Source organism: Pseudomonas sp. NyZ201 (assembly GCF_049860765.1).
GTDB classification, from domain to species: domain Bacteria; phylum Pseudomonadota; class Gammaproteobacteria; order Pseudomonadales; family Pseudomonadaceae; genus Aquipseudomonas; species Aquipseudomonas bharatica.
Genome location: NZ_CP187557.1, coordinates 1964236 through 1978583, shown reverse-complemented (window position 1 = coordinate 1978583; position 14348 = coordinate 1964236). Strand labels below are relative to the sequence as shown.

12 protein-coding genes are annotated in these 14348 nt (G+C 62.1%); 4 read left to right on the top strand and 8 right to left on the bottom strand.

All coding sequences use genetic code 11. The features are described from left to right. Positions 1–98 precede the first annotated feature (98 nt). Positions 99–713 carry a transcriptional repressor LexA gene (gene lexA, locus ACPFMA_RS08895; protein ID WP_064303187.1) on the top strand — a complete coding sequence of 205 codons (615 nt, stop codon included), beginning with the start codon at positions 99–101 and terminating at the stop codon, positions 711–713. 12 nt (positions 714–725) lie between these two features. Beyond that, complete coding sequence (sulA, locus tag ACPFMA_RS08890) at positions 726–1199, top strand: SOS-induced cell division inhibitor SulA (RefSeq protein WP_064303188.1); 474 nt, start codon at positions 726–728, stop codon at positions 1197–1199. Positions 1200–1252: 53 nt separating this feature from the next. On the opposite strand, the gene ACPFMA_RS08885 is transcribed toward sulA, so the two are convergent. The 7 genes from ACPFMA_RS08885 to ACPFMA_RS08855 all read right to left on the bottom strand — a co-directional run bounded on the left by ACPFMA_RS08885 (position 1253) and on the right by ACPFMA_RS08855 (position 9639). Continuing rightward, the gene (locus ACPFMA_RS08885; protein WP_009404620.1) at positions 1253–1489 is read right to left on the bottom strand and encodes a hypothetical protein; all 237 of its coding nucleotides are present in this window, start codon (positions 1487–1489) and stop codon (positions 1253–1255) included. Positions 1490–1540: 51 nt separating this feature from the next. Next, the gene (locus ACPFMA_RS08880) at positions 1541–2062 is read right to left on the bottom strand and encodes a DUF6586 family protein (RefSeq protein ID WP_425930584.1); all 522 of its coding nucleotides are present in this window, start codon (positions 2060–2062) and stop codon (positions 1541–1543) included. A 279-nt stretch (positions 2063–2341) separates the two neighbouring features. Further along, the gene (gene topA / locus ACPFMA_RS08875) at positions 2342–4951 is read right to left on the bottom strand and encodes a type I DNA topoisomerase (RefSeq protein WP_425930002.1); all 2610 of its coding nucleotides are present in this window, start codon (positions 4949–4951) and stop codon (positions 2342–2344) included. A 100-nt stretch (positions 4952–5051) separates the two neighbouring features. Continuing rightward, a complete protein-coding gene (locus tag ACPFMA_RS08870) occupies positions 5052–5303 on the bottom strand; it encodes a DUF1653 domain-containing protein (protein ID WP_009404614.1) in 252 nt (83 codons plus the stop codon). A 74-nt stretch (positions 5304–5377) separates the two neighbouring features. Then, positions 5378–6553, bottom strand: a complete 1176-nt coding sequence (gene fadA / locus ACPFMA_RS08865; protein WP_425930001.1) for an acetyl-CoA C-acyltransferase FadA — start codon at positions 6551–6553, stop codon at positions 5378–5380. A 31-nt stretch (positions 6554–6584) separates the two neighbouring features. After that, positions 6585–8732 carry a fatty acid oxidation complex subunit alpha FadB gene (fadB, locus tag ACPFMA_RS08860; protein WP_064303192.1) on the bottom strand — a complete coding sequence of 716 codons (2148 nt, stop codon included), beginning with the start codon at positions 8730–8732 and terminating at the stop codon, positions 6585–6587. Between the two features lie 469 nt (positions 8733–9201). Continuing rightward, the gene (locus tag ACPFMA_RS08855; protein WP_009404608.1) at positions 9202–9639 is read right to left on the bottom strand and encodes a hypothetical protein; all 438 of its coding nucleotides are present in this window, start codon (positions 9637–9639) and stop codon (positions 9202–9204) included. Between the two features lie 110 nt (positions 9640–9749). On the opposite strand from ACPFMA_RS08855, the gene ACPFMA_RS08850 reads away from it, so the two are divergent. After that, on the top strand, positions 9750–10193 hold the full coding sequence (locus ACPFMA_RS08850; RefSeq protein ID WP_009404606.1) for a universal stress protein: 444 nt from the start codon (positions 9750–9752) through the stop codon (positions 10191–10193). Between the two features lie 35 nt (positions 10194–10228). Here ACPFMA_RS08850 and ACPFMA_RS08845 read toward each other — a convergent pair whose 3' ends face one another. Beyond that, entirely contained in the window at positions 10229–12154 is a 1926-nt protein-coding gene (locus ACPFMA_RS08845; protein WP_064303193.1) for an ATP-binding cassette domain-containing protein, read from the bottom strand. A 205-nt stretch (positions 12155–12359) separates the two neighbouring features. Between ACPFMA_RS08845 and ACPFMA_RS08840 the strand changes: the two genes are divergently transcribed. Further along, positions 12360–14285: a transglycosylase SLT domain-containing protein gene (locus ACPFMA_RS08840; protein ID WP_064303194.1), complete on the top strand. Its 1926-nt coding sequence runs from the start codon at positions 12360–12362 to the stop codon at positions 14283–14285. Positions 14286–14348: the final 63 nt, after the last annotated feature.

Sequence of the window (14348 nt, the reverse complement as noted above, 5' to 3'; positions counted from 1 at the left end):
CCGCCCCGCTTTTTCTTACCGCCTGTAGCCTGAAGCTTGCAGCAGCCAATCTACTGTATATAATCCCAGTCACTGTATAAAAAGACAGAGCCATCGACATGCTAAAACTGACGCCACGCCAAGCTGAGATTCTGGCTTTTATCAAGCGCTGCCTGGAAGACAACGGCTTCCCGCCTACCCGCGCCGAAATCGCCCAGGAGCTGGGCTTCAAGTCTCCCAATGCCGCCGAAGAGCATCTCAAGGCACTGGCACGCAAGGGTGCAATCGAGATGACGCCGGGCGCATCCCGTGGCATCCGCATTCCAGGCTTCGAAGCCCGCCCGCCACAGGACGAGACCTCGCTGCCGATCATCGGCCGGGTCGCCGCCGGCGCCCCCATCCTCGCGGAGCAGCACATCGAGGAGTCCTGCGCCATCAACCCTTCGTTCTTCCATCCTCGCGCCGATTATCTGTTGCGCGTGCATGGCATGAGCATGAAGGACGTCGGCATCTTCGACGGCGACCTTCTCGCCGTGCACACCGCCCGCGAAGCACGCAATGGGCAGATCGTCGTAGCCCGCCTGGGTGACGAAGTCACGGTCAAGCGCTTCAAACGTGAAGGCAGCAAGGTTTGGCTGATCGCGGAAAATCCCGAATTCGCCCCCATCGAGGTCAACCTGAAGGAACAGGACCTGGTGATCGAGGGGTTGAGCGTCGGCGTCATTCGCCGGTAACCAGGAGGCGTCATGCAGTTTACCCACACACCACAGCAAGCACAGTTACCCCTGTTCGAGGCATTCCTGGCCCAGCCTGCGCTGCCTGGACTCAAAGCGGAAAAGCCTGCGCGTTCCAGCAATGAACCGCAGGTCTTCAGCGAGTTGTCTTTCCGTGGTGCGCTGGAGCACTGCCAGAACCTGCTGGCACCGGTCCTGCGGGAATTGAGCGAGGAAGAAGATGCACGCTGGCTGACACTGATCGCACCACCTGCCAGCCTCACCCAGGCCTGGCTGCGTGATGCCGGGCTGAACCGCGAGCGCATCCTGATCCTGCAACCGCGTGGCAACCAGAGCGCCCTGCAACTGGCCTGCGACGCCCTGCGCCTGGGCCGCAGCCACACCGTGGTGAGCTGGCTGACCCCACTTGGCAGCGCAGCACGGCAACAACTGACCCGTGCCGCCAACGCCGGAAGCGCGCAGAGCCTGAACATTCGCCTGGGTTAACCGCTACGACGCCGAACATCCGGCTTCCTCATTGCGAGGAAGCCCGGCCAGTCTCAATGAAGGACGCGCGGTCCTTCGTCTTCACGCTCGATCTCACCTTCCACCAAACGCCCCGCCATCTGCACGCCAACGCTGAGCATGGCCTTCGCCACCTCGACATGCTGGCCCTGCAGGAACGCCTTGGCGTCTTCGGAAAAACTCAGGGTAACCAGGGAACCCTCGTCCTCGGCACGGCGCAGCTCGATGCGACCGTCTGGCAATTCGACAATTTCTAGAAAGGACGTGGGCATATCAGCAGAGGTCTCCAGGAAAGGGCGATATTGTAACAGTGCCGGTCACAATCAGCACTCACTCAAACCCTCGCGGAAACGCACGGTCAGCTTCTTCAGGTTTTGCCGCCATTCCTCCAGTTCCTCCCGGGAAAGCGGCGCGACAGAAGGCTCGTCAAGGTTGACGGCCTGAATCAGCGGCTGGGTGACGTCGCCTTTCGGCGCTTTATTGGCGACCGGCGGTTTGAACAAATCGGAATAAGCTTTCAACAAACGCGCCAGCCAGGTTTCCGGCTGTTGGGCCAGTTCTACCAGTTCGGCCATTTCCGGGATTGCGATGCTTTCCAGAACCTGCGGGGTCAACAGTTGCTCGGCGCGGGACGCATTGGCCTCTGGCAGGCGATAAAACCCGGCGATCTCATGGCACAGTCCCAGCAATGCACCGTACAGGTGGAATAGCGCCGACTCCCGCTCGGCCTGGACCAGCGCTTGGGCATTCATGGCCCGGCTTTCCTGCGCCTTGCCCAAGCCTTCCAGGGCCAGGCCGGCGAAGAAGATTTTCTGATTGGTGCGGGTGTAGAGTTCCTGGGCCATTGAGGCGCTCTCCGGTAGGGCTGCGAGGCGGGGTCTGTCAGTTTCGGGGAAGGCCTTGTCCTGTGCAAGGATCTGTAAGTTTTTTCGTATTTGAGATTGGGATCTGATACAACGCGGACCCTGTGGGAGCGGGTTCACCCGCGATTGCGGGAGTGAATCCACAATTGCAATCGCGGGTGAACCCGCTCCCACAGGATCCGCATGGTGCCCGGGATATTCAAACAAAAAGGCCGCGCCTGACATCGTCAGCCGCGGCCTCCACATTACCCGCCGAAGCGCTTAGCGCTTGTCTTCGACCTTCCACGCCTTGCCGTCGTAGAACGCGCGCCAGCCGGTCGGCTTGCCGTCCACTTCGGTCTGCACGTACTGCTCCTTGGTCTTGCGGCTGTAGCGAATCACCGCCGGGCGACCCTCAGGATCCTTCTGCGGTGCGTCGCAGAGGAAGTGGTACTTCGGATCGATCTCATGCTTGTGCGGGATGATCTCCAGCACCAGTGGCGCCCGGGTCTCGCGGTTCTTCGGGAACTGGCTGGCCGCCAGGAACAGGCCCGAGGCGCCGTCGCGCAACACATAGGTGTCGTTGACCTTCTCGCACTTGAGCTCCGGCATATCCACCTTGTCCATCTTTGGTGGTGCCGCCTCGCCGTTCTTGAGCAACTTGCGGGTGTTCTTGCACTCGGGATTGGTGCAACCGAAGAACTTGCCGAATCGGCCGGTCTTGAGCTGCATCTCGCTACCGCATTTGTCGCATTCCAGGCTCGGGCCTTCGTAGCCCTTGATCCGGTAGCTGCCCTCCTCGATCTCGTAGCCAGGGCAGTCCGGATTGTTGCCGCAGATATGCAGCTTGTGCTTTTCGTCCAGCAGGTAAGCGTCCATCGCCGTCGAACAGATCGGGCAACGATGCTTGCCGCGCAGCACACGAGACTCCGATTCACCCTCGTCGTCCGCAGCGATCTCGTCGCCCGGCACCAGGTTGACCGTGGCCTTGCAGCGCTCCTTCGGCGGCAAGCTATAGCCCGAGCAGCCAAGGAACACGCCGGTGGAGGCGGTACGGATCATCATGTGCCGGCCGCATTCCTTGCACGGAATGTCGGTGGGGGTCGGCTGGTTGGCACGCATGCCGTTCTCGCTGGACTCCGCGGCCTGCAACTTCTTGCTGAAGTCCCCGTAGAACTCGTCCAGCACGTTCTTCCAGTCGCGTTCGCCCTGGGCAACGTCGTCGAGGTTCTCCTCCATGTCGGCGGTGAAGCCGTAGTCCATCAGATTGGAGAAGCTCTCGGACAGGCGCTCGGTAACGATGTCGCCCATCTTTTCGGAATAGAAGCGGCGGTTGTGCAGCGTCACGTAGCCGCGGTCCTGGATGGTGGAAATGATCGCGGCATAGGTCGATGGACGACCGATACCACGTTTTTCCATTTCCTTGACCAGGCTGGCCTCGGAGTAGCGCGCCGGCGGCTTGGTGAAATGCTGACTCGGATCCAGCTGGATCAGCTTGAGCACTTCGCCCTGGTTCATTTCCGGCAGGACATCGTCTTCGCCCGGCTTGCTCTGTTGTGGCAGCACGCGGGTATAACCGTCGAACTTGAGGATGCGCCCTTTGGCTCGCAGCTCGAAATCACCAGCAGCGACGCTGACGGTGGTCGACAGGTATTGTGCAGGTGGCATCTGGCAGGCGAGGAACTGGCGCCAGATCAGCTCGTACAGGCGCTCGGCATCACGCTCCATACCACTGAGCTTGCTCGGATGGGTGTTGACGTCGGAAGGGCGAATCGCTTCGTGCGCCTCCTGGGCGCCTTCCTTGCTGCCATAGACGATCGGCGCATCGGGCAGGTATTTCTTGCCAAACTCGCTCTCGATATAGCTGCGCGCCATTTCCACGGCGTCGGTCGACAGGTTCGTCGAGTCGGTACGCATATAGGTGATGTAGCCGGCTTCATACAGCCGCTGCGCCATCATCATGGTCTTCTTCACCCCGAAGCCGAGACGGTTGCTCGCCGCCTGCTGCAAGGTCGAGGTAATGAACGGTGCCGAAGGCTTGGAGCTGGTCGGCCGGTCTTCACGCTTGGCCACGCTGTAGGAAGAGGCCTTGAGCTTGTCCAGCGCCGCCATGGCCTGGGCTTCGTTCAGCGGCTTGAACGCCTCGCCCTTCTCACGAGCAACCTCGAAGCGCACCTTGGCGTTCTTCGCGGTACCGAGGTCGGCGTGGACCTCCCAGTACTCCTCGGGAATGAAGGCGCGGATCTCGCGCTCACGCTCGACCACCAGCTTCACCGCCACCGATTGCACCCGGCCAGCGGACAGGCCACGGGCGATCTTGGCCCAGAGCAGTGGCGAGACCATGTAGCCGACCACGCGGTCGAGGAAGCGCCGCGCCTGCTGGGCATTGACCCGGTCGATATCGAGGTCGCCCGGTTGCGAGAAGGCTTCCTGGATGGCCTTCTTGGTGATTTCGTTGAACACCACGCGCTTGTAGCGGCTGTCGTCACCACCGATGGCTTCGCGCAGGTGCCAGGCGATGGCCTCCCCTTCGCGGTCCAAGTCGGTTGCGAGATAGATGGTGTCGGCATCCTTGGCCAACCGACGCAGTTCGTCGATGACCTTCTCCTTGCCCGGGAGAATCTCGTACTTGGCCTTCCAGCCGTGATCCGGATCCACGCCCATGCGCGCAACCAGCTGCTTGCGCGCCTTTTCCTTGGGCGACAGCGCCGGCGCTTCACCGGCAGCCTTGCCGCGCTTGGCGGCCGGTTCCTTGGTGGCACTGGCCGAACCGCTGGTGGGCAGGTCGCGGATATGGCCGATACTCGACTTCACCACGTACTGGTTGCCCAGGTACTTGTTGATGGTCTTGGCCTTAGCCGGGGATTCCACAATGACCAGCGATTTGCCCATGGATCGGAAAATTCCTGAATATCGAAATAAAAAACACGCCAGGCACCTGACGCGGCACCGCTATATATAGTGGCTATAGAATGAGGTCAAGCACGGGAGTTCAGCCGCCTGCGCCATCCGGTCGCGAAAACAGCGTCGCTTCGGCCTCGACCAAAGCAAAGCGTGGGACTTGCTCCCCGTCAACTTCCACCGACTCGAGAAACATCGACAACGGCCGTACCCACAGGCCGAATTCGCCGTACAACGCCTGGTAGAAGACTACCCATTCCTCGCTTTCGGAATGCCGCGCAGTGCCGAAGACACGGTACTCAGGCCCTTTGTAATGCCGGTATACGCCTGGTTGTATCTGCATGCCGCTGGCCCTCCTGAAAAAATCCGAAAAAACAAAAACCGGGGCACCAGGCCCCGGTTTGGTCAACCACGCGATCAGACGCGCTCGAAGACCGTGGTGATGCCCTGGCCGAGGCCGACGCACATGGTCGAAACGCCGAGGGTACCGCCATTCTGCTTCATGACGTTGAGCAGCGTACCGGAAATACGCGCGCCCGAGCAGCCGAACGGGTGACCCAGGGCGATCGCGCCGCCGTGCAGGTTAACCTTCTCATCCATCTTGTCGAGCACTTTCAGATCCTTCAGCACCGGCAGGGCCTGGGCGGCGAAGGCTTCGTTGAGCTCGATGAAGTCGATGTCGGCAATGCTCAGACCTGCGCGCTTGAGCGCTTTCTGGGTCGCAGGGACCGGGCCGTAGCCCATGATCGCCGGGTCCACGCCAGCCACCGCCATGGAGCGGATCACCGCCAGCGGCTGGATGCCCAGGTCCTGGGCGCGCTGGGCCGACATGACGATCATGCACGAAGCGCCGTCGGTGATCTGCGAGGAGGTACCGGCAGTCACGGTGCCGCCTTTCGGGTTGAAGGCAGGCTTCAGCGCCGCGAGGCTTTCCAGGGTGGTGTCCGGGCGAATGGTTTCATCGTAGTCGAAGACCTTGAGGAAGCCGTTCTCGTCGTAGCCCTGCATCGGGATGATCTCGTCCTTGAACTTGCCTTCCACGGTCGCCTTGTGGGCGAGCTGGTGCGAGCGCAGGCCGAACAGGTCTTGTTGCTCACGGCTGATGCCGTGCATCTTGCCGAGCATCTCGGCAGTCAGGCCCATCATGCCCGAGGCCTTGGCGGCGTACAGGGACATGTGCGGGTTCGGGTCGACCCCGTGCATCATGCTGACGTGGCCCATGTGCTCGACACCACCGACCACGAAGACATCACCGTTGCCGGTCATGATCGCCTGGGCGGCGGTATGCAGGGCGCTCATCGACGAGCCGCACAGGCGGCTGACGGTCTGGCCGGCGGCGGTGTGCGGGATCTGGGTCATCAGCGACGCCATGCGCGCGATGTTCCAGCCCTGTTCCAGGGTCTGGTTGACGCAGCCCCAGATCACGTCCTCGACTTCGGCCGGGTCGATCTTGGCGTTGCGTTCCAGCACCTTGCTGATCAGGTGCGCGGACATGTCTTCGGCACGGGTATTGCGGTGCATGCCACCCTTGGAGCGGCCCATCGGCGTGCGACCGAAGTCGACAATCGCCACGTCTCTTGGATTCAGGCTCATATATTTACTCTCGCTCTATACCGTTGGGCGCTTAACCGAAGAAGCGCTGGCCGTTCTTGGCCATTTCACGCAGCTTCGCGGTGGGGTGGTACAGCGGGCCCAGATCGGCGTACTTGTCTGCCAGGGCCACGAACTCGGCTACACCGATGGAGTCGATGTAGCGCAGCGCGCCGCCGCGGAAGGGAGGGAAACCGATGCCGTAGACCAGGCCCATGTCGGCCTCGGCTGCGGTCTCGACGATGCCGTCTTCAAGGCAGCGCACGGTTTCCAGGCAAAGCGGGACCATCATCCAGTTGATGATGTCCTCGTCGCTGACCTCGCGCTGCTCGTAGACCACCGGCTTGAGCACTTCCAGCACCGAAGCATCGGCGACCTTCTTCGGCTTGCCGCGCTTGTCGGTTTCGTAGGCGTAGAAGCCCTTGCCGTTCTTCTGGCCGAGGCGGTTGGCCTCGTACAGAGCGTCGACGGCAGAGCGACGATCGTCCTTCATGCGGTCCGGGAAGCCTTCAGCCATCACGTCGCGACCATGGTGACCGGTGTCGATGCCGACCACGTCCATCAGGTACGCCGGGCCCATCGGCCAGCCGAACTTTTCCATGACCTTGTCGATGCGTACGAAGTCGACGCCGGCGCTGACCAGCTTGGCGAAGCCGCCGAAGTACGGGAACAGCACGCGGTTGACCAGGAAGCCCGGGCAGTCGTTGACCACGATCGGGTTCTTGCCCATCTTCTTGGCGTAGGCAACGGTGGTAGCCACCGCCACTTCGCTGGACTTCTCGCCACGGATCACTTCCACCAGCGGCATCATGTGCACCGGGTTGAAGAAGTGCATGCCAACGAAGTTTTCCGGGCGCTTGAGTGCCTTGGCCAGCAGGTTGATGGAGATGGTCGAGGTGTTCGAGGCAAGGATCGCATCGTCCTTGACCTGGGCTTCAACCTCGGCCAGCACCGCTTGCTTGACCTTGGGGTTCTCGACCACGGCTTCGACGACGATGTCGACATTGGCGAAGTCGCCGTAGGACAGGGTCGGACGAATCGCGTTCAGGGCCTCGGCCATTTTGGCAGGCGTCAGGCGGCCTTTCTCGACACGCTTGCCGAGCAGCTTGGACGCTTCGTTCAGGCCGAGCTGGATGGCTTCCTCGCGGATGTCCTTCATCAGGATCGGCGTGCCCTTGACCGCGGACTGGTAGGCGATGCCGCCGCCCATGATGCCGGCGCCGAGCACGGCTGCCTGCTTCACGTCGTGGGCGATCTCGTCATGGGCCTTGGCCTTGCGCTTGAGTTCCTGGTCATTGAGGAACAGACCGATCAGGCTTTCGGCTACCGAGGTCCTGGCCAACTTGGCAAAGCCGGCGGCTTCCACTTCGATGGCCTTGTCGCGACCGAAGTTGGCGGCCTTCTGGATGGTCTTGATCGCTTCGACCGGCGCCGGGTAGTTCGGGCCGGCCTGGCCAGCGACGAAGCCCTTGGCGGTTTCGAAGGCCATCATCTGTTCGATGGCGTTGAGCTTGAGCTTTTCCAGCTTCGGCTGGCGCTTGGCCTTGTGATCGAACTCGCCGCTGATGGCACGTTTGATCAGGTCCAGGGCCGCTTCGCCGAGTTTCTCAGGAGCGACCACGGCATCGACCGCGCCCACTTTCAGGGCGTCTTCGGCGCGGTTTTCCTTGCCGGAGGCGATCCACTCGACCGCGTTGTCGGCGCCGATCAGGCGCGGCAGGCGCACGGTACCGCCGAAGCCCGGGTAGATACCCAGCTTGACTTCAGGCAGGCCGATCTTGGCAGTGGTGGACATCACGCGGAAGTCGGCCGCCAGGCACATCTCCAGACCGCCACCCAGGGCGATGCCGTTGATGGCGACGACGGTCGGCACCTCGAGGTCTTCGAAGTCGCTGAAGATGCGGTTGGCTTCCAGGTTGCCGGCGATCAGCTCGGCCTCGGGCAGCTTGAAGTTGTCGACGAATTCGGTGATGTCGGCACCGACGATGAACACGTCCTTGCCACTGCTGACAATCACGCCCTTGATCGAAGCGTCGGCCTTGATGGTATCCACCGCCTGACGCAGTTCGTTCAGGGTAAGACGGTTGAATTTGTTGACGGACTCACCCTTGAGGTCGAACTTCAGTTCGACGATGCCGCTTTCAAGAGCCTTAACCGTGATGGCTTTACCTTCGTAAATCATCAACTGATCTCCACGATATGGAAGCTGAACTGTACACGCTGACCGCTTTTGTTCTGTTTCAGACCTGACCGGCAGCGTGATAGTCGGGATTCTGTACGAGCTTTCTTACAATACAAACGCTCAATTCATACGCCCGTTTGATTGGGGTGTGCACACATTCAACGAAAAGATGATCTTTGTCAAACCCCCAAAAGCACTGGCAAAAAGCGACCTTGCAGTCAGTTCTGTACGGCTTTTGAGCAACAGCGCATGACGGTGATCGGCGATCATTCACGTAAGCGATAGACGCCCGTGGCCGGAAATCGATCCAGCGGGGTAAACAGGAGTAGAGGAGAAAAAAGAAGGGAATTTGCCGCGCGCGAAGATGAATTGCCCACTACACTGCGAACTACTGAAATACCTCCCGGCCTGCCTGGCCTTTTTTTCAGCAGCGTAACGCAGCCCGCCCGGATGCCCGGGCGGGCTTTTTTCATGCCAGGTTTTGCAGCACCTGAGCAACATCCTGCAATACAGCAGCGTCCTCGCGCTCGCCCCAGCACAGGGCGATCATCTGCGTGCCAGCCTCGGCTTTGTAGACACTGGCCGGCAAGCGCTTGAGCTGCTCCAGCACGCGCTCGTCAACGCAGGGCTCACGCCACTGGTCAAGCCAGACACCCGGCTCGGTCTGCCAGTAGCTCCAGGTATCCGCACTGCCCTTGCGCCGCGCCCGGTGGTATTGCGCGCAGGTCGCCGGCGGCTCGTGCGGCAGCCAGTGCGGCCAGGTCTGTGGCGCCAGTTGCATGTTCATGCCCATGCGCCGCGCCTCCAGGCGCAACGCCATGCGCCCGCTCATGCGCCGGGACGGCAGCAGCCAGGCCAGGGGGCTGAGAATCAGCGCGAGGATTGACACAACTACCCAGACCGTCATATCTGTTATTCCTATCAACACGTTACCGATGAGCGGGTTAGCCGCAGCTGGATGCGATCAGCCTGAAACGGGCCATACTTTCTTTATTACGATTGTCAGGAGTACCTCTCATGCCCTACGAACACATTCTGGTTGCCGTCGACCTGACCGAAGAATGCGATCCGGTCATCAAGCGCGCCCGCGAGCTGGCCGGCCCGAGCAATGCCAAGGTGTCGCTGGTGCATATCGTCGAGCCGATGGCCATGGCCTTTGGCGGCGACGTGCCGATGGACCTGTCGCAACTGCAACAGCAGCAGTTCGACCAGGCCAAGGAGCGCATGGATCGCCTGTTCAACAAGTATCCGGAGATCAATCGCGGCGACTCGCACCTGACCTATGGCCAACCCCGCCAGGAAATCCACCAACTGGCCAAGGACCAGCGTTGCGACCTGATCGTGGTCGGCAGCCATGGCCGCCACGGCCTGGCCTTGCTGCTCGGCTCGACTGCCAACGACGTGCTGCATGGTGCGCCGTGCGATGTACTGGCGGTTCGCTTGCAGAAGAAAGCCGACTGACAGGTTTGGGGCCGCTTTGCGGCCCCATTCCTTTATTAGCTATCCAGCTCTGCCCAACGCTCCACCAACACATCCAGCTCCGCCTGCATGCTCTCCAGGCTGGCCAGCACCTTGGCGGTGTGGTCGATCGGCTTCTGGTAGAAGCCCGGGTCGGAGATTTCCTGCTGCACCGCAGCGATCTTCTCTTCCAGTTCGTCGATCTGCCCGGGCAGGGCCTCCAGCTCGCGTTGCAGCTTGTAGCTGAGTTTCTTCTTCGCTTCCGGCGCCGCAGCGGCAGCGACCGGCGCAGCCTCGGCCACCGGCGCCGCAACCACTGCGCTGTTCAGCTCGGATTTGCCCGACTTGCTTTCGCTCACCCCCAGCAGACGTGGCGAGCCGCCCTGACGGATCCAGTCCTGGTAACCACCGACGTACTCACGCACCCGCCCCTCGCCTTCGAAGACCAGCGTGCTGGTCACCACGTTGTCGAGGAAGGCCCGGTCATGGCTGACCATCAGCACAGTGCCCTTGTAGCCGGACAGCACTTCTTCCAGCAGTTCGAGGGTTTCCACGTCGAGGTCGTTGGTCGGTTCGTCGAGGACCAGCAGGTTGGCCGGCTTGCTGAACAGCTTGGCCAGCAGCAACCGCGCGCGCTCGCCTCCGGACAATGCCTTGACCGGGGTGCGCGCACGCTGCGGGCTGAACAGGAAGTCGCCCAGGTAGCTGAGCACATGGCGGCTCTGGCCATCGATCTCGATGAAGTCCCGGCCTTCGGCCAGGTTGTCGATCACGGTCTTTTCCAGTTCCAGCTGGTTGCGCAGCTGGTCGAAGTACGCGACCTCGATACGGGTGCCCGCCTCGACCTTGCCGCTGGTCGGCTGCAGATCGCCCAGCATCAGCTTGAGCAGGGTGGTCTTGCCGGTACCGTTGGCGCCGAGCAGGCCGATACGGTCCTCGCGCTGCAGGACCATGGAGAAATCCTTGACCAGGGTCGGGCCACCCGGGTGGGCGAAGCTGACGTTCTCCAGCACCATCACCTGCTTGCCGGACTTTTCCGCAGATTCGATCTGAATGTTCGCCTTGCCCTGGCGCTCGCGACGCTCGCTGCGCTCCACGCGCAGGGCCTTCAGTGCGCGCACACGACCTTCGTTACGGGTACGCCGGGCCTTGATGCCCTGGCGAATCCACACTTCCTCCTGGGCCAGGCGCTTGTCGAACAGCGCGTTGGCGGTTTCCTCGGCGGCCAGCGCCGCTTCCTTGTGCACCAGGAAGCTGGCGTAGTCGCCGTTCCAGTCGATCAGGCCGCCGCGGTCCAGTTCGAGGATACGGGTGGCCAGGTTCTGCAGGAAGGAACGGTCGTGGGTGATGAACAGCACGGCGCCGGGGAAGCTGCTCAAGGCGTCTTCCAGCCAAGCGATGGCACCGATATCCAGGTGGTTGGTCGGTTCGTCGAGCAGCAGCAGGTCCGGCTCCGAGACCAGGGCCTGGGCCAGCAGCACGCGACGGCGCCAGCCACCGGAGAGCTCGGCGAGGGTCTTGTCGGCCGGCAACTGCAGGCGGCTCAGGGTGCTGTCCACCAGCTGTTGCAGGCGCCAGCCATCACGGGCCTCGAGGTCCTGCTGGACATGCATGAGCTTTTCCAGGTCGGCATCGCTGTGGATGTTCTGGCTCAGATGATGGTATTCGGCAAGCAGTGCGCCGACACCTTGCAGGCCCTCGGCGACCACGTCGAACACGGTGCGGTCGTCGGCCACCGGCAATTCCTGGGGCAACTCGCCGATCTTCAGGCCGGGGGCGCGCCAGATTTCACCGTCGTCGGGCTTCTGCTCGTCCTTGACCAGGCGCAGCATACTCGACTTGCCGGTGCCGTTGCGGCCGATGATGCAGACCCGCTCACCACGGGCGATCTGCCAGGACACCTTGTCCAGCAAGGGCATGGTGCCAAAAGCGAGGGACACATCGCTGAATTTGAGCAGGGTCATGTTCTTCTCCATAAAGCGGGCGCGCATTCTACCCGACTTGACCGTCCGACACAGCCTGCACCGGTATCCGCCGGGCGGCGCGCCATTACGTCCGGATGCAAGCACAATGCTTTCATCGACGGCTGGCAAACAGCTAAGCTAAGGCCTGTGAACCCACAGTGCTGGCGACGCCGCCACTCGTTTTGGTCAACTGCCTGGAAGTCTCATGCGCCGCCTGCTCAACCTCGTTTCCTGCCTGCTTCTTTCCGCCTCGGTGGCCGGCATCGCGCAAGCCGCCGATCTTGCCCAACAACGCCAGATGTACGACGAAGCCAAGCGCGCCCTGGCCAAGGGCGACAAAGGCCCGTACCAGCGCTACGCCGCTGCGTTGCAGGACTATCCGCTGGAACCCTACCTCGCCTATGACGAGCTGACTGCGCGCCTGAAAACCGCAAGCAACGCCGAGATCGAAGCGTTCCTGGCGAAAAACGGCGACCTGCCCCAGGCCAACTGGATGAAATTGCGCTGGCTGCGCTGGCTGGCCGAGCGCGGCGACTGGCAGCCCTTCGTCAAGTACTACGACCCGAAACTGAATTTCACCGAACTGGACTGCCTCAATGGCCAGTACCAACTGGCCCACGGCCTGCGCGCCGAAGGCTATGCCACCGCCGACAAACTCTGGGCCGTGGGCAAGTCGCAGCCGGCCGCCTGCGACGCCTTGTTCGAACGCTGGGCCGCAGAAGGCCAGCTCACCGAACAGAAACGCTGGCTGCGCACCAAGCTGGCCGCACAGGCTCGCAACTACGCGCTGGCCAACAACCTGGTAAAAACCCTGCCGACCCTTGGCAACGAAGGTCGACTGCTGATCGATGTCGCACAGAAGCCGGAACTGCTCAACCAGCCGTCGCGCTTCACCCCGGCCAACGAAGCCATGTCCGACGTGGTCAGCCTCGGCCTGCGTCGCCTGGCCCGCCAGGATCCGGACCGGGCCATGGCGCTGCTCGACGACTACGCCAACCGCATGCACTTCTCGGCAGAAGAGAAAGTTGCCATCGCCCGCGAGATCGGCCTGACCCTGGCCCGTCGCTACGACCCGCGGGCGCTGGACCTGATGACCCGCTACGACCCGCAACTGCGCGACAACACCGTCAGCGAATGGCGCATGCGCCTGCTGCTGCGCCTCGGTCGCTGGGAAGAGGCCTATGAACTGAGCAAGCGCCTGCCCCAGGACCTTGCCAGCAGCAACCGCTGGCGCTATTGGCAGGCGCGCAGCCTGGAACTGGCGCAGCCGCAGAATCCGCAGATTCCGCTGCTGTACAAGACCGTTGCGCGTGAACGTGATTTCTATGGGTTCCTCGCTGCCGACCGTGCGCAAACGCCCTATCAGCTGAACAACAAACCGCTGGTGATCAGCCAGCAATTGATGAACAAGGTGCGCAACACCCCGGGCATCCGGCGCGCCCTTGAGTTCCACGCACGCGGCGAGATCGTCAACGGCCGCCGCGAGTGGTACCACGTCAGCCGCCACTTCAATCGCGACGAGATGGTCGCCCAGGCGCGTATCGCCTACGACCTGCGCTGGTACTTCCCGGCCATCCGCACCATCAGCCAGGCGCAATACTGGGATGACCTGGATATCCGCTTCCCGATGGCCCACCGCGACACCCTGGTACGCGAGGCCAAGGTTCGCGGCCTGCATTCGAGCTGGGTATTCGCGATTACCCGCCAGGAAAGTGCCTTCATGGATGACGCTCGCTCCAGCGTCGGCGCCAGCGGGCTGATGCAATTGATGCCGGCGACGGCCAAGGAGACCGCGCGCAAGTTCAGCATTCCGCTGGCCTCGCCCAGCCAGGTGCTGGATCCGGACAAGAATATCCAGCTGGGCGCGGCCTACCTGAGCCAGGTCCACGGGCAGTTCAACGGCAACCGGGTGCTGGCTTCGGCGGCGTACAACGCCGGGCCTGGCCGGGTACGGCAATGGCTGCGCGGCGCGGATCACCTGAGTTTCGACGTATGGGTCGAATCGATTCCCTTCGATGAAACCCGCCAGTACGTACAGAACGTGCTGTCTTATGCGGTGATCTACGGGCAGAAGCTCAACTCACCACAGCCGTTGGTGGATTGGCATGAGCGGTATTTCGATGATCAGTGAGTAGGCCAGCGCAGCCCCTGTGGGAGCGGGCTCACCCGCGATTGCTATTGTGAATTCACTACC

Coding starts and splice junctions, on each gene's coding strand:
- lexA (WP_064303187.1), top strand. CDS start 99: ATGCTAAAACTGACGCCACGCCAAGCTGAGATTCTGGCTTTTATCAAG.
- sulA (WP_064303188.1), top strand. CDS start 726: ATGCAGTTTACCCACACACCACAGCAAGCACAGTTACCCCTGTTCGAG.
- ACPFMA_RS08885 (WP_009404620.1), bottom strand. CDS start 1,489: ATGCCCACGTCCTTTCTAGAAATTGTCGAATTGCCAGACGGTCGCATC.
- ACPFMA_RS08880 (WP_425930584.1), bottom strand. CDS start 2,062: ATGGCCCAGGAACTCTACACCCGCACCAATCAGAAAATCTTCTTCGCC.
- topA (WP_425930002.1), bottom strand. CDS start 4,951: ATGGGCAAATCGCTGGTCATTGTGGAATCCCCGGCTAAGGCCAAGACC.
- ACPFMA_RS08870 (WP_009404614.1), bottom strand. CDS start 5,303: ATGCAGATACAACCAGGCGTATACCGGCATTACAAAGGGCCTGAGTAC.
- fadA (WP_425930001.1), bottom strand. CDS start 6,553: ATGAGCCTGAATCCAAGAGACGTGGCGATTGTCGACTTCGGTCGCACG.
- fadB (WP_064303192.1), bottom strand. CDS start 8,732: ATGATTTACGAAGGTAAAGCCATCACGGTTAAGGCTCTTGAAAGCGGC.
- ACPFMA_RS08855 (WP_009404608.1), bottom strand. CDS start 9,639: ATGACGGTCTGGGTAGTTGTGTCAATCCTCGCGCTGATTCTCAGCCCC.
- ACPFMA_RS08850 (WP_009404606.1), top strand. CDS start 9,750: ATGCCCTACGAACACATTCTGGTTGCCGTCGACCTGACCGAAGAATGC.
- ACPFMA_RS08845 (WP_064303193.1), bottom strand. CDS start 12,154: ATGACCCTGCTCAAATTCAGCGATGTGTCCCTCGCTTTTGGCACCATG.
- ACPFMA_RS08840 (WP_064303194.1), top strand. CDS start 12,360: ATGCGCCGCCTGCTCAACCTCGTTTCCTGCCTGCTTCTTTCCGCCTCG.